This is a genomic window from Novosphingobium sp. 32-60-15 (assembly GCF_002280675.1).
Classification (GTDB): Bacteria; Pseudomonadota; Alphaproteobacteria; order Sphingomonadales; family Sphingomonadaceae; genus Novosphingobium.
In genome coordinates this window covers 43,476-63,391 of record NZ_NCEN01000013.1, presented here as the reverse complement: position 1 = coordinate 63,391, position 19,916 = coordinate 43,476, and the positions used below count along the sequence as shown (strand labels likewise).

General features: G+C 59.8%; 19 protein-coding genes, 1 pseudogene and 1 riboswitch. Of the genes and pseudogenes, 4 read left to right on the top strand and 16 right to left on the bottom strand.

Annotated elements, in window-relative coordinates:
• Window positions 1-50 precede the first annotated feature (50 nt).
• From B7Y89_RS11185 to metA, 14 genes are all read right to left on the bottom strand, one after another.
• Window positions 51-977: a prephenate/arogenate dehydrogenase family protein gene (locus tag B7Y89_RS11185; protein WP_292938573.1), complete on the bottom strand. Its 927-nt coding sequence runs from the start codon at window positions 975-977 to the stop codon at window positions 51-53.
• Window positions 974-2,074 carry a histidinol-phosphate transaminase gene (locus tag B7Y89_RS11180; RefSeq protein WP_292938571.1) on the bottom strand — a complete coding sequence of 367 codons (1,101 nt, stop codon included), beginning with the start codon at window positions 2,072-2,074 and terminating at the stop codon, window positions 974-976. The genes B7Y89_RS11185 and B7Y89_RS11180 overlap by 4 nt, the downstream gene beginning before the upstream one ends.
• Window positions 2,075-2,392: 318 nt before the next feature.
• Complete coding sequence (locus B7Y89_RS11175) at window positions 2,393-3,811, bottom strand: ammonium transporter (protein ID WP_292938569.1); 1,419 nt, start codon at window positions 3,809-3,811, stop codon at window positions 2,393-2,395.
• Window positions 3,812-3,846: 35 nt separating this feature from the next.
• Window positions 3,847-4,185 carry a P-II family nitrogen regulator gene (locus B7Y89_RS11170; RefSeq protein WP_054107869.1) on the bottom strand — a complete coding sequence of 113 codons (339 nt, stop codon included), beginning with the start codon at window positions 4,183-4,185 and terminating at the stop codon, window positions 3,847-3,849.
• A 197-nt stretch (window positions 4,186-4,382) separates the two neighbouring features.
• Entirely contained in the window at window positions 4,383-5,105 is a 723-nt protein-coding gene (locus tag B7Y89_RS11165; RefSeq protein WP_292938623.1) for an endonuclease/exonuclease/phosphatase family protein, read from the bottom strand.
• Entirely contained in the window at window positions 5,102-5,974 is an 873-nt protein-coding gene (locus tag B7Y89_RS11160; RefSeq protein WP_292938566.1) for an alpha/beta hydrolase, read from the bottom strand. The genes B7Y89_RS11165 and B7Y89_RS11160 overlap by 4 nt, the downstream gene beginning before the upstream one ends.
• 58 nt (window positions 5,975-6,032) lie before the next feature.
• On the bottom strand, window positions 6,033-7,553 hold the full coding sequence (locus tag B7Y89_RS11155) for a peptide chain release factor 3 (RefSeq protein ID WP_292938564.1): 1,521 nt from the start codon (window positions 7,551-7,553) through the stop codon (window positions 6,033-6,035).
• Between the two features lie 11 nt (window positions 7,554-7,564).
• Window positions 7,565-8,446 carry an aldose 1-epimerase family protein gene (locus B7Y89_RS11150; RefSeq protein WP_292938562.1) on the bottom strand — a complete coding sequence of 294 codons (882 nt, stop codon included), beginning with the start codon at window positions 8,444-8,446 and terminating at the stop codon, window positions 7,565-7,567.
• Window positions 8,447-8,636: 190 nt separating this feature from the next.
• Window positions 8,637-11,027: a phenylalanine--tRNA ligase subunit beta gene (gene pheT, locus B7Y89_RS11145; protein WP_292938560.1), complete on the bottom strand. Its 2,391-nt coding sequence runs from the start codon at window positions 11,025-11,027 to the stop codon at window positions 8,637-8,639.
• Window positions 11,024-12,124, bottom strand: coding sequence for a phenylalanine--tRNA ligase subunit alpha (pheS, locus tag B7Y89_RS11140; protein WP_292938558.1), 1,101 nt, complete (start codon window positions 12,122-12,124; stop codon window positions 11,024-11,026). Before pheS ends, pheT begins: the two co-directional genes overlap by 4 nt.
• Window positions 12,125-12,170: 46 nt before the next feature.
• On the bottom strand, window positions 12,171-13,004 hold the full coding sequence (locus tag B7Y89_RS11135; RefSeq protein WP_292938556.1) for a helix-turn-helix domain-containing protein: 834 nt from the start codon (window positions 13,002-13,004) through the stop codon (window positions 12,171-12,173).
• 203 nt (window positions 13,005-13,207) lie between these two features.
• On the bottom strand, window positions 13,208-13,570 hold the full coding sequence (rplT, locus tag B7Y89_RS11130) for a 50S ribosomal protein L20 (RefSeq protein WP_292938554.1): 363 nt from the start codon (window positions 13,568-13,570) through the stop codon (window positions 13,208-13,210).
• A gap of 13 nt (window positions 13,571-13,583) precedes the next feature.
• Entirely contained in the window at window positions 13,584-13,787 is a 204-nt protein-coding gene (gene rpmI / locus B7Y89_RS11125; RefSeq protein WP_054107898.1) for a 50S ribosomal protein L35, read from the bottom strand.
• Window positions 13,788-13,913: 126 nt separating this feature from the next.
• Window positions 13,914-14,819: a homoserine O-succinyltransferase gene (gene metA, locus B7Y89_RS11120; protein ID WP_292938552.1), complete on the bottom strand. Its 906-nt coding sequence runs from the start codon at window positions 14,817-14,819 to the stop codon at window positions 13,914-13,916.
• A 45-nt stretch (window positions 14,820-14,864) separates the two neighbouring features.
• Window positions 14,865-14,983: riboswitch (SAM-I-IV-variant riboswitch) on the bottom strand.
• Window positions 14,984-15,007: 24 nt separating this feature from the next.
• Here metA and B7Y89_RS18300 point away from each other — a divergent pair.
• Window positions 15,008-15,304 (top strand): (2Fe-2S)-binding protein, encoded by a 297-nt coding sequence (locus B7Y89_RS18300; RefSeq protein ID WP_366416039.1) that lies wholly within the window; start codon window positions 15,008-15,010, stop codon window positions 15,302-15,304.
• 90 nt (window positions 15,305-15,394) lie between these two features.
• Window positions 15,395-15,874: a bacterioferritin gene (gene bfr / locus B7Y89_RS11110; protein ID WP_292938550.1), complete on the top strand. Its 480-nt coding sequence runs from the start codon at window positions 15,395-15,397 to the stop codon at window positions 15,872-15,874.
• Here the strand turns inward: bfr and B7Y89_RS11105 are convergent.
• Window positions 15,871-16,431: a YqgE/AlgH family protein gene (locus B7Y89_RS11105; RefSeq protein WP_292938621.1), complete on the bottom strand. Its 561-nt coding sequence runs from the start codon at window positions 16,429-16,431 to the stop codon at window positions 15,871-15,873. The genes bfr and B7Y89_RS11105 overlap by 4 nt on opposite strands.
• A 129-nt stretch (window positions 16,432-16,560) precedes the next feature.
• On the opposite strand from B7Y89_RS11105, the gene B7Y89_RS11100 reads away from it, so the two are divergent.
• The gene (locus B7Y89_RS11100) at window positions 16,561-16,764 is read left to right on the top strand and encodes a hypothetical protein (RefSeq protein WP_292938548.1); all 204 of its coding nucleotides are present in this window, start codon (window positions 16,561-16,563) and stop codon (window positions 16,762-16,764) included.
• Window positions 16,761-17,117 carry a carboxymuconolactone decarboxylase family protein gene (locus B7Y89_RS11095; RefSeq protein WP_292938546.1) on the top strand — a complete coding sequence of 119 codons (357 nt, stop codon included), beginning with the start codon at window positions 16,761-16,763 and terminating at the stop codon, window positions 17,115-17,117. The genes B7Y89_RS11100 and B7Y89_RS11095 overlap by 4 nt, the downstream gene beginning before the upstream one ends.
• Window positions 17,118-17,121: 4 nt before the next feature.
• Here the strand turns inward: B7Y89_RS11095 and B7Y89_RS11090 are convergent.
• Window positions 17,122-19,880 (bottom strand): annotated as a pseudogene (locus tag B7Y89_RS11090) ([protein-PII] uridylyltransferase).
• Between the last annotated feature and the right edge of the window lie 36 nt (window positions 19,881-19,916).

The window sequence follows — 19,916 nt, the reverse complement described above, 5'->3', positions numbered from 1 at the left end:
TGCTGTGGCCCCCGCTCCCGCAACGGAGCGGGGGCAAATTCAGCTGCGCCTTATTTCTGCCCGTTGTGATCTGAACGGCCAAAGTCTGGCCGCGCATCATCCTGACCCATCTCGATAATCCCGCGCCGGATCGCGCGGGTGCGGGTGAACTGCTCGAACAGCGTATCGCCATCGCCCTTGCGGATGGCCTTCTGCAATTCTGTCAGGTCCTCGGTAAAGCACTGGAGCATTTCCAGCACCGCATCGCGATTGGACAGGAACACGTCGCGCCACATCGTCGGGTCTGATGCTGCAATGCGCGTGAAATCGCGGAAACCACCGGCGGAGTATTTGATCACTTCGCTCTGCGTCACCGCCTCAAGATCAGACGCGGTGCCAACAATGGTATAGGCGATGAGGTGCGGCAAATGGCTGGTGACGGCCAGAACCTTATCGTGATGATCAGCGTCCATCGTCTCGACCCGCGCGCCCAGCGCCTCCCAGAACGCCACCACGCGCGCCACCAGCGCCGGGTCTGCATTCTCTGGCGGCGTGATGATGCACCAGCGGTTGGCAAACAACGTGGCAAAGCCCGCATCCGGCCCGCTGCGCTCGGTCCCCGCCACCGGATGGGCCGGAATGATATGATGCCCCGGCAAAGCCTCGGCCAAAGCCCGCGCGACTGACCCCTTGGACGAGCCGACGTCGCTGATCACCGCATCGGGCGATAACCCTTCGGCCAGCGCTGCCGCCGCGGCCTCCATCGCGCCCACCGGCACACACAGGATGACAAGATCGGCCCCTTGCGCTGCCGCAACCGGCGTTTCGGGAATGCTATGCGCAAGGCCCAATTCGCGCGCCTTTGCACGAACACCGGCATCAGCGTCATAACCGACCACCCGCACGTCCGGCATATGCGCCTGCACGGCAAGACCGACTGACCCGCCAAGCAATCCCAGCCCGACAATCGTTACTTGGGCGAAAGGGGCCTCACTCACTTTGCAGCCTCACACATCGCGCGGATCGCTGCTGCAATCTCGTCCATCTGTTCAGCCGTGCCGATGGTGATGCGCAAGCCCTGTGGCAGGCCCTGCCCCGGCAACCAGCGCGTGATGTAGCCGTGATCCATCAGGCCGGTGTAGACCGCCTCTGCGCTCAACTTGCCCTCAAACAGGATCAGCACGAAGTTCGCTTGGCTCGACAATGGCCGCACACCGTGGTTGCCCAGCGCGTCCAGCTTTTCGACAAAGCGCGCCCGCTCTTGCGCATTGTGGCCGCGCGATGCCTCGACAAAGGCCTGATCGCGCACCGCCGCAAGGCCGGTCGCCTGCCCGCTGATCGAAATGTTGAACGGCCCGCGAATGCGGTTGAGCATATCCACCACGTCGGCATGGCCTGTGCCCCAGCCGATGCGTTCTCCGGCAAGGCCATAGATCTTCGAAAACGTACGCGTGACCAGCACATTGGATGCGCTCGCCGCCAGTTCCAGCGCGCCGTCGTCATGTTCGGGATCAAGATATTCGGCATAAGCGCCATCCAGCACCAGCAGGATATCGGGGCGCAAACCGGCATGCAGCCGCGCAATTTCCGAGCGTGGCAACCAGCTACCCGTCGGATTGTTCGGGTTGGCAAGGAACACCACCCGCGTGCGATCCGTCACGCAGGCCAGCAGCGCATCAACATCCGTGCCGTAATCGGCATCAGGCGCGATGACCGGCACCGCACCACAGCGCCGCGCGGCAATATCGTAAACCGAAAAGCCATAGCGCACGTAAAGCACTTCATCGCCTTGTCCGGCATAGGCTTGCGCGGCAAGGTTCAGCAATTCGTCCGATCCTGTGCCCATCACGATACGGGCAGGATCAATGCCATACACCTCGCCAATCGCACGGCGCAATTCAACGCTGTCAGGATCGGGGTAACGCGCCGGATCACCCAGATGCAGCCGCGCATCCAACGCATGCGCGCTGCTGCCCAGCGGGTTTTCGTTGGCAGAAAGCTTGGTCAGCACTTTGCCATCGGCCCCGGTGGATTTGCCGGGAACATATGCGTGAATGCCAAGGATCCAATCCTTGGGTTGCGGTGCGTTTGCCATAATGTCCGCGCTTTAGTGTTTACGCAGCCCTGCGGCAAGCGGGCCACCGGGCCACGTCCAAAAAAGGGGTATCTTTCAGGCGTACCCGTACTTCGTCATTGCGAGGAGGTGAAGCCGACGAAGCAATCCAGAGCGGTTGCGCGTCGCGCTCGCAATGGCAAACTTGAACTTCGCAAGATCAACCAGCGCAAAACAAAAAAGGGCCGGAAGCGGGCTAGCGCTTCCGGCCTTAGTATGTTCGCAGGAGGAACAAGGTTTGGCGGAGTGGGGGTTGAGAGGGAGAGGATCTGTGCCCCCCGCTCCGCCAATTCGGTAAAATCAGTAGTTGTAAGCGCGTTCACCGTGCTCGGAGATGTCGAGGCCTTCACGCTCGGCTTCTTCCGAAGGACGCAGACCCAGGGTCTTGTCGACGATGAAGAAGATGATCGCTGAACCGACGCCCGAGAAGACAACCGTGAACAGGACTGCCTTGATCTGGGTCATCACCTGCGTGGCGATGCTGTAGCTGTCAGCGTCGAAACCGGCTGGGAACACCGTGTAATCAAACACGCCCTGGCCGCCGAGTGATGGAGCCGCGACAATGCCGGTGGCGATAGCGCCAACGATACCGCCCACGCCGTGCACGCCGAACACGTCGAGCGTGTCGTCGTACTTGAGCTTGCTCTTCAGCGTGCTGACGAACAGGTAGCAGATGGGCGATACGACGAGGCCGAGTACGATCGAGGTCATCGGAGCGCCAAGGCCCGAAGCTGGCGTGATGGCGACGAGGCCTGCGACGGCACCCGTTGCAGCGCCCAGCATTGAAGGCTTGCCGTGGTGAAGCTGTTCGACAATCGCCCAGGAGACGGCTGCGGCAGCGGTGGCGACGAAGGTGTTAATGAAGGCCACTGCGGTCACGCCATTGGCTTCAAGGTTGGAACCGGCGTTGAAGCCGAACCAGCCCACCCACAGCAGCGAAGCGCCGATCATGGTCATGGTCAACGAGTGCGGCGGAGTAGCTTCTTTGCCAAAGCCGATACGCTTGCCGATCATGATGCAGCCGACGAGGCCTGCGATACCGGCGTTGATGTGCACAACTGTACCACCAGCGAAGTCAAGCGCGCCCATGGCCCACAGGAAACCGGCGTCGGTCGGTGCGTCAGGCAGGAAGTCCGGGCCAGCCCAGTACCAAACCATGTGCGCCATCGGGAAGTAAATGCAGGTCAGCCACAGGACGGTGAACACCATCAACGAGCTGAACTTCACGCGTTCCGCAAAAGCCCCGACGATGAGCGCTGGAGTGATGCAGGCGAAGGTCATCTGGAAGATCACGAAAGCGTATTCAGGTATGTAAACGTTGTTCGAGAAAGTTGCTGCGTAAGTCGTGGCATCCACGCCCATCAGGAACATTTTCGAGAAACCGCCGATGAACGGCCCGCCGCTGGTGAAAGCCATCGAATAGCCCCAGCTTACCCAGACGAGCGCTGCGACCGAAACGATCATGAACACCTGCATCAGCACGCTGAGCATGTTCTTGGTGCGGACAAGGCCGCCGTAGAAAAGGGCGAGAGCAGGTACGCTCATCATCAGGACGAGCGCGGAGCTGATCAGCATCCAGGTCGTATCGCCCTTGTCGACCATGCCGGCCATTTGTTCAACGGTTGGTGCCTTGATCGGCCCATCCTGTGCAACGGCGGCAGTTGCGGCGAAGAGCGAAGCGCCCGTTCCCGCCAAGCCACCGATCATCTTACGGATCATGCTGGTTCCCCTAAGGTCGGAAATGGAAAGGCCGCTCACAGCGCGGTATCCCCGGTTTCGCCGGTGCGGATGCGGGTGGCCGACGCGAGGTCGAGCACGAACACCTTGCCGTCACCAATCGCTTCAGTGCTGGCGGCCTGCTGGATCGTTTCCACGATCTGCGGCGCAAGATCATCGCTGGCGGCGATTTCGATCTTCACCTTCGGAAGCATATTGGTGGAATATTCAGCGCCGCGGTAAATCTCGGTCTGGCCCTTTTGCCGACCAAAACCCTTGACCTCAGACACCGTCATTCCAGCAACGCCCAGCGCCGACAGTGCTTCACGCACTTCATCGAGCTTGAACGGCTTGATGATGGCTATGATGAACTTCATTCACGCCCCCTTTCGCGACCATTCTCGCCGGACGACCCGCCGGCAAGGAAAGACAAGCAAGGGGCGTGCCAAACACGCGTTTTTACGGAATCAGATGTTTACGGGAACCAAATTGCTCATCCGGCGGTCATGCGCGCTCGAATCTTGGGCAATATTTTCGACCTGCCTAATTTTTAGGCAAACGCCCTTGCCTCAAATCAGGGCAGCCGCAACGTGGCCCACACCGGCAGATGGTCTGACCCTACTGCCGCAAGCGCGCTGTGATGCACCCCGGTGTCTTCAACGTTAAGGCCTTCGCTGATCACGATCCGGTCCAGTTGCGCCAATGGCCGCCGCGAGGGGAAGCTGCGCCCCGGTGCCAAAACCCGCAGCGGTGCCCGAAACGCCGCCAGCGCGCCGCCTTTGACCGACCACTCGTTCAAGTCGCCCATCATCACCGCATGGCCTTGCTCATCATGACCGGCGATATGCGTGCACACAGCCTCCACTTGCGCGCGCCGTCGCAGGCCGGACAAGTCCAGATGCATGCCGATCACCCGCACCACATGGCCAGCGATATGCAGCGAAACGCACACCGCGCCGCGCGGCTCAATCGTCGGCAACGGCACCGCGCAAGCACCCAGCACCTCGATATCGCGCCGCACCAGCAAAGCATTGCCATGCCAGCCCATGCTGGAAGCTGTCCGCGCGCTATCGTAATGGCCCGGTTCGATCACGCGCCACGGGCTGTGATCGTCCAGAGCAGCGCGCGGCAGCACCGCTTCACGCAGGCCATAGCGCCGGTCCGCCTCCTGCAACGCGATCACGTCGGCATCCATCTCGCGCAGTACTGTCAAAATGCGCTCGGGATCGCGCTTGCGGTCCAGCCCCACACCTTTGTGGATGTTGTAGCTGGCAACTTTTAGCGTGACGCCGGTCAGAGGAAGTCCTTCAGCGTTGCGATAAATTTGGCAAACTGGTCATGATGCAACCAATGCCCTGCGTTTTCGAACTCGATCACTTTCGCATTTTTGAAATGATCGATCCGGCCGTCAGATTCGGGATTATCCACCCACGAGTCCGCGCCATTCAACAGTAATGTCGGACACGTGATCGCGCGCCACAACTGCTGCACATAAGCTGGAGAAATATCATAGGGAGCCGCATCCACGTTCAGATGCGGATCAAACTTCCAGCTGAACGTGCCGTCTTCGTTGCGATTGATGCCATGCAACGTCAAATGCCGGGCCTGCAAGTCCGTCAGATAAGGGTTCGCTGCCTTCATGCGGGCATAGGCATCTGCCAGAGAGGGATAGCGCCGGGGCACAAGGCCTGCCGCCTTGCGCTTTTCAATAATGAATTCCCGCACCCGCCGCGCAAAAGGCACGTTCTTGATCAGCGCCTCATGCCCCGTGGTGGGAAAGATGCCCTCGATCGCTACGAGTTTGCGCACGTTTTCGGGAAACAGTCCGGCATAGCGCAGGCTGACATTGGCCCCCCATGAATGCGATACGATGGTCACCGGTGCCAGATCCAACTGGTGGATCAATTGCGCCACATCGTAAACAAGGTCCATCGTCCGGTAATTGCCGTCCGAATTCCACTCGCTATCACCATGTCCGCGATGGTCCATCGCGATGATATGCCAATCCTCGCGCAACGCCTCTGCCGTCCAGTCCCATGACCGGCAGTGGTCGCGCCCGCCATGAACCAGCAGCAGCGGGGGCTTTTCAGCATTACCCCAGTCCACATAGTGAAGCCGCTGGCGTTGCGAGATGAACGTGTTCGATGTCGGGCCAAGTAATTGCATTGGCGCTAACTGCCCTTGATGGCACAGGGTTTCAACCCCTGCCCACAACAAAGCAGGACTACCTTTCCTTGGTGGCCGAGAAGATCAGATCAGGGTTGCGTTCCTGCTGATAGCTCACATCCCACGAAGAACGCGCCATAAATACCGGATCGCCGTCGCGGTCCTTGGCCAGGTTCGACATGTTGAAATCGGTAAAGTTTTTAAGCGCCGCTTCGCTGCCTTTAATCCAGCGCGCGGTGTCAAACGGCGATGCTTCCAGCCCCGCTTCGACCTTGTATTCCGCCTCAAGCCGCGAAACCAACACGTCAAGTTGCAGCTGCCCCACCACGCCGACGATCCATTGTGAACCAATCTCCGGGTAAAACACCTGGATCACGCCCTCTTCGGACAAGTCATCCAGCGCCTTGCGCAATTGCTTGGTCTTGGTCGGGTCCTTCAACTGGACGCGGCGCAAGATTTCCGGCGCAAAGTTGGGCAGCCCGGTAAAGCGCACATCGTTGCGTTCCGACAGCGTATCGCCCACGCGCAAGGTGCCGTGGTTGGGAATGCCGATGATATCGCCAGCTTCGGCCGTATCGGCAATTTCGCGGTCCTGCGCAAAGAACAGGATCGGCGAATGTACCGCAATCGGTTTACCCAGCCCCGAAGGCGTCAGCTTCATGCCGCGCCGGAATGTGCCCGAAACCATGCGCATGAAGGCAATCCGGTCACGGTGCTGCGGGTCCATATTGGCCTGCACCTTGAAGATGAAGCCGGTCACATCGGGCCGTTCGGGATCAATGATCCCCTGATCGGATGATTGCGGGCGCGGCGGCGGCGCAAATTTGGCAATCGCCTCGATCAGATCGATCACGCCGAAGTTCTTCAGCGCAGAACCAAAATAGACCGGCGTCAGATCACCATTGCGATAGGCTTCAAGATCAAATTCGGGATAGCCCGCGCGCGCCAGTTCGATTTCCTCGGCAATATCATCAGGGATATCGACTGCCGGTTCAACTTTGCCCAGAAACTCGCGGCTATCGCCTTCGGGGCGCGCAATGGTTTCGTCGGCAAAGCTCATCACGCCCTGAAACACGCCGCCCATGCCAATCGGCCAAGACATCGGGACCACATCCAGCGCCAGCGCATCGGCGACTTCGTCCAGCGTTTCGAACACAGACCGGCCTTCGCGGTCCACTTTGTTCACGAAAGTAATGATCGGCACTGACCGCAAGCGGCAAACCTCGAACAGCTTGCGCGTCTGCGGCTCGATACCCTTGGCGGCATCGATCACCATGATCGCCGAATCAACCGCCGTCAGCGTGCGATAGGTATCTTCGGAAAAGTCTTCGTGGCCCGGCGTATCCAGCAGGTTGAAGACGATGCCATCCTTCTGGAAGGTCATCACCGAGGACGTCACCGAAATCCCGCGCTGCTGCTCGATCTTCATCCAGTCAGACCGCGCCCGCCGCGCCTGCCCGCGCGCTTTCACTTCACCGGCCAAGTGAATCGCGCCGCCTTGAAGCAACAGCTTCTCGGTCAGCGTCGTCTTACCGGCGTCAGGGTGGGAAATGATGGCGAAGGTGCGGCGATTGGACATGGGGCAAGCCCCTAAACGGGACGAAGGCTTACGTCCATGCGGAAGCTGCTTGATTGACCGGGTTCCAGCAGGATCACCCCCGGCTTGTCGCGGAAATCGCCATCAAAGCCTTCGGGATCGGCATGGCCAGCCCAAGGTTCGATGCAGATATAGCGCGCGCCCGGCACTTGCCACAGGCCGAGCGCTGGCGTGTCCGGGAACGCGATGTCGAGCCACGCTCCGCCGTCAGCACCATAGGACACCGACCGGCTGGCAAGCTGATCCCAGATCACAGCATCGGTGCGGAACAAATCCTCGGATAGCGCCAGCTCGCGGCCCGCTACCGGCGTTCGTTCGGTTGCGGCAAGCAACACCCCGGAGCCGCTGGCAACACGGCGCACATCCTGCGGCTCTGCCTTTTCAAACACCAGCTTGTGCGCGGCTTTATCCGCCCCGCCGGGCAACGGCCATGCAAATGCCGGATGATAGCCGAAGCTGAAAGGCAAAGCCTCGCCATTGGGATTGGTGACCGAAGCCTCCATCGCCAGCGTCATCCCGTCCAACCGGAATGCCATCTCCAGCACAAATCCGAACGGATAGACTTGGCGCGTATCGGGCGAATCGGTCAGCCGGAACCGCGCCTCACCCGCATGAACATGCACCGGCGCAAACAGGCTGCGGCGGGCAAAGCCGTGGCGCGGCAGCGCATACTCGCGCCCGTCCAGCCGCAGAACATCGCCATTCAGTGATCCGACAATCGGGAACAGCAGCGGCGCATGCCCGCCCCAGAACGCAGGGTCGGCATCGGTCATGTATTCGCGAGCATTGCCATCCGTCAAAGACCACAATTCAGCGCCGAGCGGATTGATCCGCGCGGTCAACTCGCCATTCGTGATCTCGATCAGATCGCTCACACTACCAGTACCTTCGCCCCGAAAACTGCGCCCCCGACCTTCGTCTCGCGCCCTACCTTCGTCATTGCGAGCCCCGCGAAGCGGGGAGAAGCAATCCAGAGCGGCACACGCAAACTCTGGATTGCTTCGTCGGCTTCGCCTCCTCGCAATGACGAGGATATATTGTCAGCCGACGTTGCCCGCTTAAACTTCATCCGCGCAATACTGCCCCTTGCTTGGCAGCCGCTGCAATCACCTTGTCGGCAACCGCCTTCAACGCGGCTTCATCATAGGATTTCTCGACCGGTTGCAGCGTCACCTCGATGGCGAGTGACTTCTGCCCCTCAGGCACACCAACCCCGCGGAAATCATCAAACACCCGCGCGGCCACGATGTTGGCCTTGTCCGCGCCCTTGACCGAACGCAGCAGATCACCCGCCGCCACTTCGGCAGCAACAAGGAACGCAAAATCGCGCGTTACGGCCTGCAACGGCGGCGGTGCAAAGTGCGGACGGGCAAATGCGCCTGCGCCCTTCTTCGCCGGAATCCGGTCAAGGAACAGTTCGACCACCACAACCGGGCCATCAATGTCGAACGCCTTTGCAGTCGTCGGGTGCAACACGCCAAAGCGCGCCAGCACGGTCTTTGGCCCCAGCCGCAACGTTGCAGACTGGCCGGGATGGAACTGCGGCCCCGCTTCACCCATAACCTGCAAGCTATCAACCGGAGCACCGGCTTCGGCCAGCAACGCCATCGCTTCGGCCTTGGCATCGAACGCATCAAACACTTGCGCCTTGCCCGAAGCCCAACCGCGCGCAACTTTGTCGCCCGCCAGCACCACGCCAAGGCTCAGCTTCTCGTCGCTCGCGCCATTGGCCCCGCGCAGATAACGCCGTCCGACCTCGAACAGGCGCACCGATGACGCGCCACGATCAAGGTTGCGCTTCACCGCCGAAAGCAGCCCCGGCAGCAGCGAAGGCCGCATGGTCTTCAAGTCTTCGGAAATCGGGTTTGCCAGTGTCCATAACGCCTCACCATCGGCAAAGTGCGCCGCTTCAGCTTCGGGCAGGAATGACCACGTAATCGCCTCATGCAGCCCCCGCGCAGCCGCAGCACGGCGCACGCGGCGCTCCAGCATTTGCGCAGGCGTCGCCGTCGGTTTGGCCACGCCATCCGCGCGCGGCAGCGGTGTTGATGGCACCGCATCAAGCCCGTGAACGCGGATCACTTCCTCGACAATATCAGGCGCGCCATCCACATCGGGCCGCCATGTCGGCACAGTAACGGCCCAGTCGTCCGCAACCTCGAAGCCCAGCGCCGCCAGAATGCGCTTCTGTTCGGCATCGGCCACATCAATGCCGCCCAGCGATCCAGCCAAGGCAGGGTCATAGGCAACGCTCTTGCGCGCCACCGGCGGTTCGCCAGCACGGATCACTTCGGATGCTTCACCACCGCAAATCTCAAGGATCAGCGATGTCAGCAGGTCCATGCCGGTATCAAGGAACGCCGGATCAACCCCGCGCTCAAACCGTCCGCGCGCATCCGATGCCAGCGCCAGCGCCTGTCCCGTCCGCGCAATCGAAGGCGGATCGAAATAGGCCACTTCCAGCAGCACATCGGTCGTATCATCACCGCAGCCCGAATGCTCACCGCCCATGATCCCGGCAATGTCGTGCACGCCCGTATCATCGGCAATCACCGTCATCCACGGCTCAAGCGCATATTCCTTGCCATTGAGCGCGACGACTTTCTCGCCCGCCACAGCCTTGCGCGCCACAACCGCACCGGAAAGCTTCGCCAGATCATAAGCATGCGCCGGACGGCCATAGCCCAGCATCACAAAGTTGGTGACGTCCACCAGCGCCGAAATCGGGCGCTGGCCCGCAGACTTCAAAAAGTCCTGCAACCACTTCGGGCTGGGACCATTCTTCACCCCGCGAATGACGCGGCCATAGAATGCAGGGCACCCTTGCGCATCATCGGTGCGCACTTCCACCGGGCACGGGAAACTGCCCGCAACCGCCTCAGCCGCAATCGGCTTCAACACACCAAGGCCCGATGCCGCCAGATCACGCGCGATGCCGTAAACGCCCATGCAATCCGGCCGGTTGGGCGTAATCGCCACATCGAACACCGGATCGGACCCGATGTAATCGGCAAAGCTGGTGCCAACGGGCGCATCTTCGGGCAGTTCGATGATGCCGTCGTGATCTTCGCCAAGGCCCAGTTCACGCGTCGAACACATCATGCCGTTGGATTCGACGCCGCGAATGGCCGAATTGCGCAGGACCATGCCATTGGCCGGAACCACCGCGCCCGCCGTGCCCAACACGCCAACCAACCCTGCGCGCGCATTGGGCGCACCGCACACCACTTGCAGCGGCGTACCGTCACCCAAGTCCACCGAGAGCACTTGCAGCTTGTCGGCCTGCGGATGCTTCTCAGCGGTCAGCACCCGCGCCACACGGAACTGCGTCAACGCGGCAGAGGCATCTTCAACGCCTTCGATTTCCAACCCCAACGAGGTCAGCTTTTCCGCGATGGTGCGCGCATCGGCCTTGGTATCCAAGACCGACTTCAACCATGAGAGCGAGAACTTCACGAACGTACTCCCACACCGCCAGAAAGGGTCGGCACATCAAGCGCACCGAAGCCATAGTGGCCCAGCCACCGCGCATCGCCATCAAAGAAGGCGCGCAAATCGTCGAGGCCATATTTCAGCATGGCGAGCCGGTCGACGCCGGTGCCGAAGGCAAAGCCCTGCCATTCATCGGGATCAAGCCCGCCGAACTCGATCACCTTGCGGTTGACCATGCCCGAACCCAAAACTTCCATCCAGCCGCCGTCCGCAGCGTCGCCGCTGCCGCCAACCACCCGCTTACCCCCCACCAAGGTGTACCCCACATCCACCTCAACAGAAGGTTCGGTGAACGGGAAATAGCTGGGGCGCAGACGCAGGACGATGTCTTCGCGTTCAAAGAAGGCCTTGAGGAATGTCTCCAGCGTCCACTTGAGGTGGCCCAAGTGAATGCCCTTGTCGATCACCAGACCTTCGATCTGGTGAAACATCGGCGTGTGCGTAGCATCTGAATCCGAACGATAAACCCGCCCCGGCGCGATGATCCGCAAGGGCGCACCCTCTTTCAGCATCGTCCTGATCTGCACCGGCGAGGTATGCGTGCGCAGCAGCATCGAGCGGCCATCTGCATCCTTGTCCGGGAAATAGAACGTATCATGCATCGCGCGCGCCGGATGGGTTTCGGGCATATTGAGCGCGGTGAAATTGTGCCAATCGTCCTCGATCTCTGGCCCGCTGGCCACGGCAAAGCCCATATCTGCAAAGATTTCAGCCAGTTCGTCCATCACTTGGGCAACCGGATGGATCGATCCCTTGGGCATTTCGGGCGCAGGCAGTGACAGATCAACCGTCTCCGCCGCCAGTCGCGCTTCCAGCACTGCGCTTTCCAGTACAGCCTTGCGCGATGCCAACGCGGCCGTCACGGCCTCACGAACGCCTTGAATTTTCGGGCCTTCGCTGGTGCGCTGTTCGGGCGTCATGCCGCCCAGCGATTTGAGCAGCGCGCTCACCCACCCCTGTTTGCCAAGCGCGGCAACACGGATGGCCTCCACGGCATCAGGCGTCGCAGCATCGGCGATGGCGGCTAGGGTTTCGGTCTGCTGTTGATCAAGCTGTTCCATGCGGCAAGCCGCTAGCGGCAAATGCGACAGAATCAAAGTGGGGAGTTCATTCCGCTGCCGGTCGGTGCAGCGCTTGCACGGCGCTGCCCATGAACTCCTGCCGCGCCTTCATCACCGCTTCCAGCACAGGCTTGGGCCGCGCCGCATATTCGCTGGGGCTGGTTCCCATGAAGCGATGGAAGTCGCGCACGAACTGGGCCTGATCGTGATAGCTGCTGTCAATCGCCCCGATCCAGTGCAGCGAAGGGTCCAGCATATATTGCACCAGACTGCGCATAAACCTTTGGCGCCGCAGCAGAAGACTTGGCGGAAAACCGAAATGCTTGCGGCAGATCCGTTCAAGCGTATGCGAGGGCAAATGGGCCGCTTCGGCCATTTCGCTGACGTTGGAAATTTCAGGGTTCAACAGTGCGGCGTGGCAGGCCACGATGCGCGGATCATCCTCCCGGTCACCCCGTGCCAGTGCGCGCAGGAAAAATGCTGTAATCCGTTCAAGTTCAGCGGCTTCATCAGGCTCATCGCCAAACAGATTGGCAGCAAGACCCCTGAACTGTGTCAAGAACGGCTCTTTCGCCACAGTATAATGTCGGTCAGCATGGAGGTTAGCAGGCGCACCCACAAATCTGGCCCAACCCAGCGGCAAAATGCCGATCCCCCAAATACGCGTAGTGCCAACAGTAAAGCGCAAGGTCTTGCTGGTAGGGCCAGTTACATTGGCAGTGACCCCGGAAATTTCGGGCAGATCCGGCAATTGCGAATCAGGCAAGTCACCACTGTAGGCCCTGAAATTGGCCCATTCAGGATGCAGGTAGTCCGTCACGCGTTCACCGCCGGGCACATCCAGCTCGGTTAGGTAAAATGTTGTGAAGTAACGATTCAACGGCTCAACAGGCCGATGGAATCGGACATGGACAGTACAGTCCGCCGACAAGTTTTGCGCCCCTGTTATTTGTTCAGGCCACCAATAACTTTCTTGAGGCCTGTTGAAAGATCAGCCTGACAAACGATCTGCAATGGCGGAACGAAAAAAGGGGGCAGGTTCCAATGAACCCACCCCCTTTTTACATCGGAACGATGCGAAGATCAGGCGGCCGGAAGGGCTGCCTTGGCTTGCGCAATAACCGTGTTGAAAATGGCGCTCTCGTTCATGGCGAGATCGGCCATCGTCTTGCGGTCCAGTTCAAGGCCTGCCAGCTTGGTGCCGTGGATGAACTGCGAATAGGTCAGGCCTTCTTCGCGAACAGCAGCATTGATGCGCTGAATCCACAGGGCGCGGAAGCTGCGCTTCTTTACCTTGCGGTCACGATAGGCATATTGTCCGGCCTTTTCAACGGCCTGACGGGCGACGCGGATAGTGTTCTTGCGACGGCCACGATAGCCCTTCGCCTGATCCAAAATCCTTTTGTGCTTTGCACGGGTGGTCACACCACGTTTGATACGGCTCATAAGTCAGCGCTCCTCAGTTCAGCCCGTAGGGCGCCCACTTCTTGATCGTCCGTGCATCAGCATCGGAAATCACGTCAGTGCCGCGGTTCTGGCGGATGTACTTGGCGTTGTGACTCATCAGACGGTGGCGCTTGCCAGCAACACCATGCTTCACCTTGCCGGTGGCAGTGAGCTTGAAGCGCTTTTTCACGCCGCTCTTGGTTTTCATCTTGGGCATTTTGGTCTCCTGTATTCGACGCGTCCGATCCGCCTTGGCAGCCCTTGTGGCCAGGCCGATCATCGAATCCGTGTCGGTTGAAGCGGGGCCGTTAGGTCAAGCACGCGCCAAAGGCAAGAAGAGTCGTCATTTGCCGATATCTTCCAGATCAAAAGCCGTGGTCTGATAGGCCTCATTGATCCAGTTACCGAACAGCAGGTGGCCATGGCCGCGCCATGAATTCACCGGCTGCGCCTGAGGATCATCGCCGGGGAAATAGTGACGGGGCATATAACCTGCATCGTCCCGCGCATATTCACCCGCCAGCGTCAGCGTGTCGTATTCAAGATGATTGAACATATGCAGCGTGCGCTGCGCAGGGTCATCAATCAGGCAAAGCCCGGTTTCAGGGCTTTCAGCCAAAACACTCAGGCCACGGCCTTCCGGCAGGTCTTCACGGCGCACTTCGGCCCAGCGCGATACCGGAACGTCGAACACATCGGGCAACCCGCGCACCCACGGATTGGCGGGCGCGCGGTTCACGTGCCGGAACACGCCTGATGCCTTGGTCGCAAGATTATGCTTTTCCACGCCGTGGAAGTGGTAAAGCGCCGCCATCGCTCCCCAGCACACCGTCAAAGTGCGATGGATGTGACTTTGCGACCAATCGAGAATCCGGCGCAATTCGTCCCAATAGGTCACGTCCTCAAACGCCATCGTCTCAACCGGCGCACCGGTTATGATCAGCCCGTCAAACTTCTCGACTTTCACGTCTTCCCAAGGGCGATAGAACGACGCGATGTGGCCCGCAGACGTGGTCTTGCTGACGTGATCGGATATCCGCACCAGTTCCAGATCGACCTGCAAGGGCGTTGCGCCCAGCAACCGCGCGATCTGCGTTTCGGTGGTGATCTTGTCCGGCATCAGATTGAGCAGCGCGATGCGGATCGGGCGGATATCCTGCCGCGCTGCTTCGGTTTCGCTCATCACGATTACGCCCTCGGCTTCGAGCGTGCGGCGGGCGGGAAGATTATCGGCAATTCTGATCGGCACTTGGCGCGTCTTTCTATTCAACCTGTGGCTGGTAGACGCTTGTCCCTGTGTCCGTTTCGTTGCCCGATCGGCCACATCCTTTCACCGGTTACCCGGTTCAAGCGCCACCTTGCCCGGAATGGCAGGTTGGCGTTGGAGCGTCACCCCAACTCTTGATGTAGCCATAATGTAGGAGCGTTCCGGCAAGGATGCAACAGGACGCACCAAAGCATCATATTCGCACCGGCCAATTCCGCACTTGCTATTGCGAACGCATCGCATTATTACTGCGATTCATTGGCAACAAGCACTGGTTCGGGATAACGGCAATGTTCATATGCATCTGCAATGCCATTCGGGAAAAAGACATTCGCGCCACTGCACGCTGTAACGCTGGCGGGGCTGAGGACATTTATGGCCTGCTGGGTTTTCAACCCCAATGCCGCCAATGCCTTGAGGATGCCGAAGCCGTCATTGCTGACGAGCGATCCCCCTCATTTGCCTGATTATTTCTGGCTGGTGCGAGTCGTTCGCGCTTTGCCAGACAAGCCCTACGGCATAGAATCCTGAGATAGTCGCGAAGAAGGATCAGCGCCATGAAGGGCGATGCCACAGTTATTGAATTCCTCAACAAAGCCCTGCTGAACGAGCTTACGGCGATCAACCAGTACTGGCTGCATTACCGCATGCTCGACAACTGGGGCGTCAAGAAGCTGGCGGAATACGAACGTCACGAATCCATTGATGAAATGAAGCACGCCGATCTTCTGGCGGATCGCATCTTGTTTCTGGATGGACTGCCAAACTTCCAGGCTTTGGGCCGCCTGCGCGTTGGTGAATCGGTTGAAGAAATCCTGAAAGCCGATCTTGCGCTGGAAATGGACGCTTTGCCGCTGCTCCGCGATGCGATTGCCCATTGTGAAACCGTGCGCGACTTTGTCAGCCGCGACTTGTTCCAGAAGATCCTCGAAAGCGAGGAAGAGCATGTCGATGTCATCGAAAAGCAGTTCGACATGATCGAGCGCATGGGGCTGGAAAACTACATCCAGCTCAACAGCAAAGCAGCAGAAGCCTAAGCCCTGCCAGTTTGGGCTACGAGGTGCGAGGGGTCGATCCCCTCGCGCTTCCATGCTGTGGTCCAGCGCCGTCCGGTGGGCGTCTCGAACAACACTTCAGCCCGCCCCTTGGCGGCATACCAGCCGTGGTGCCGCATTTCGCCCTCAAGCTGGCCTGCACCCCAACCGGCATAGCCCAAGGCGACCAGATATTTCGAAGGGCCACGCCCTTCGGCAATCGCGCGCAGCACATCAAGCGATGCTGAAAGCTGGCACAGCGGGTCAACGGTTACACTGCCCTCGCCGCCCCAGTCATTGGTGTGCAGCACAAACCCGCGCGCCGTTTCAACCGGCCCGCCGTTGAGCACGGGAACATCAGGCGCAACGCCGGGATCAATCCCGATGTCCTCCAGCAGCCCGTGCAGCGTAATGCCGTCGCGCACTTGGCCCACGCCTATGCCCAGCGCGCCATGTTCATCATGCACGCACATTGCGATCACCGCGTGGTCAAACCGCGGGTCACCCATTCCGGGCATGGCCAGCAGAAACCTGCCGCCGAGATATTCTGCTTCGCTCATCACCGGTGAAGATAGGGTGTGCACCGCCCGGTTGCGAGTCTTGCCTGCCATTTGATGCGCATCAATCCATATCGGCCGCGGCCAAGGTAGGGATAGTTACCCCGCCGGTTCTCCGAAGGACGATTGAATGTGTTCCGCATGATGATGATCCTGCACTCTGTCATCGCCACGACGCTCATGGGCGTCGGGATTACCGGCGTTCTGGCAGCGGGGATGACCGGCAGCCGCCCCATCATAATCGCCGCAGCCATCGGCTTCGTGTTTTCAATTCCGACAAGTTGGCTGGTTGCCCGAAAAATAACGCATCTCACATCAGGAAAGCAGACGTCATGAACAAAGATTGGCCGCAGATGGCAAGCGACCTGACAGGTGCAATCAAGGAAGTGCGCCTTGGCACGCCCGAAGTGATGAAGGCTTTTTCCGCAATGGCGCAGGCAGCGACAAAGCCCGGTGCGCTTGATGCCAAGACCAAGGAACTGATTGCCCTTGCGATATCCGTCGCCATTCGTTGTGACGGTTGAATTGCTTTCCACACCAAGGCCGCGCTCAGCCATGGCGCATCACGCGACGAGATTATGGAAACGATGGGCATGGCACTTTACATGGGTGCTGGCCCAAGCCTGATGTACGCAGCCCAGGCGGTTGAAGCCTATGACCAGTTCGCCGCTGCGCAAAGTCCCGCCTGAACAATCAGGCGGCGGCTTTAAGCTTTCGCTCCTCCGCCGCCTCAAGCAGCTTCTTCTCGATCGTTTTCATGCGCGTATCGCTGTCGATCTTTTCGCCAAGCACGTCTGTCACATAGAATGTGTCCACCGCGCGTTCGCCATAAGTGGCGATATGCGCTGAATGGACGACCAGCCGCGCTTCGAACAGCGTCCGCGCCAAAGCGCTGAGCAGGGCAGGCCGATCACGCGCGCCGACTTCGATCACGGTGAAGCGATTGGACGCCTTGTTATCAAAAATCACGATCGGGCGAACGTCAAATGCATCGGCGCGCGGGCGGGCCAGCGGACGTGCCGCCAATTGCGGCTGAAGCTTGACCCGGTTGGCCAGTGCATCCGCGATGGCATTTTTCAGCCGCGCGATCTGGTTTGCCTCGTTCAACGGCCGGCCCAACGGGTCTTGCACAAGGAAATTGTCAACCGCGGTGCCATTGCGCGCGGTGTGAATACGCGCATCGATAATGTTGCCGCCAGCCAGATGAATGCCCCCGGCAATGCGATAGAACAGACCCGGATGGTCAGCCGCCAGCACGGTAACGAGCGTAGCCCCGCGTGCAGGATACCAATGCGCCTCAACCGACAGCGGTTCACCCAAAGCGGTGTCCATTTGCTGCAAATTCAGCGCCACGATGTCCTCGGGCTCGGCAATCCAGTAAGCATCGCCCAACTGCTTGCCAACCGTGCCGATCAGCGCATCACGCTCTTTAAGCAGCGCGCCAACGGCCTTTTTCTTGGCAATAATGCGTTCTGCTCGGCCATGGGTTTTGTGGCCCAGGCGCAGCATCTCTTCGGCTGAAACGAACAAGTCGCTTAACAATTGCCGCTTCCATGAATTCCAAACGCCTGGCCCCACTGCGCGGATATCAACAACGGTCAGGATCAGCAGCAGCCGCAGGCGTTCCTGGCTTTGCACGGTGTTCACAAAATCGGCGATGGTCTTGTAATCGGCCAGGTCGCGCTTGAAAGCGGTGGCGCTCATCAACAAGTGCCAGCGCACCAGCCAAGCAACCAGTTCTGTCTCTGCCGCCGACATGCCAAGGCGCGGACACAGCTTCATCGCCACATCTGCACCCAGAACAGAATGATCGCCGCGCCGCCCTTTGGCGATGTCATGCAGCAGCGTGGCGACATAAAGCACACGACGTGAAGCGACTTTGGACACGACTTCGCTGGCCAAGGGGTGATCCAGCTTGGCCTCGCCCTTTTCAATCTGGGCAAGCAAACCAATGGCCCGGATGGTATGTTCGTCCACCGTGTAATGGTGGTACATGTCGAATTGCATTTGCGCGATGACGCGCCCGAAATCGGGCACAAACCGTCCGAACACACCGGCTTCGTTCATCCAGCGCAATACGGTCTCGGGGTCGTTCCGGCTGGTCAACACGTCGAGGAAAAGCGCATTGGCGCGAGGGTCTTTGCGCACCGAGGCATCAATCAGCGATGCGTCGCGCCGCGCTATCCGCATGGATTCGGGATGAATCTCGACTTTTTCAGATGCTGCACAGGCAAAAAGCTCGACCAGCCGCACGGGGTCTTCCTGAAACGTCGCGTCCGAAGGCACCGCCAGTTTGCCGCCATCGATCAGGAACGGCCCGACCTTTTTGCGCCGCCGCTTGCGCAAGGCGGCAAAGAAGCCGCGCTTTTGTCCGGCGAACTGCTCGTCCAGTTGCGCCAGAAACACCCCGGTTAGCGACCCCACCTGTTTTGCTTGCAGGAAGAAATACTGCATGAATCGCTCAACCGCGCTCGCTCAACCGCGCTTTTGCCGGGACGATCGGCAAAGTTCATCCGCATCGCAACTTCACGCTGCAAATCGAACGTCAGCCGGTCTTCGGCACGATTGGTGATGGTGTGCAGATGGCAACGCACGGCCCAGAAAAAGTTCTCGGCCCGACGGAACGCGCGATATTCCTCAGCCGTCAGCAGGCCAACATCGACCAACTCGGACGCGTCACGCACCTTGTGAATGTATTTGCCCATCCAGTACAGCGCATGCAGATCGCGCAAGCCACCCTTGCCCTCTTTGACGTTGGGCTCCACCACATAGCGGCTGTCACCCAGCTTCTTGTGGCGCGCGTTGCGCTCTTCCAGCTTCTCGGCAACGAATTGCTTTTCAGTGCCGGTGACAACCTCGGCCCAAAATCGTGCCGATGCCTCCTCGTAAAGTTCGCGGTCACCCCAGACATAACGCCCTTCAAGCAGCGCTGTGCGAATGGTCAGATCACTTTTCGCCATCCGCACCACTTCATCCAGCGAACGGCTTGATTGCCCTACCTTCAGACCCAAGTCCCAAAAGTAATAGAGCATGGCCTCAATTACCTGTTCACACCACGATGTCGGCTTTGTGGGGGTGACAAATGCAATATCAACATCGGAATGTGGCGCCATTTCGCCGCGTCCGTACCCGCCCACTGCCAGCACCGCGATCCGCTCTCCCGTAGACCGGTTGCTGGCGCGATAGACGCGCCCGACGATGTGATCGTAAATCACCCGCACCAGCTGATCGACCAGAAATGCCTGCGCCTGGGCACATTCGCTGCCGCCCGAAGGCCGTGCCTCCAACCGGCGGGCAATTTCGGCGCGTCCTGATTCCAGCGCGTCACGCAGCAGTTCGACCACCACCGGGCGCGATTTCTCATCCTGCTCGGCAAAGGCCGCAGCTACGGCGTCGGCAAGTGCGCGACGGTCAATAATGGCGCGCTGGTGGGCAATCCGGGGAAGCATCATGCCTCCCCTTTACCCCTTCATGCTTTACCGTCCAAT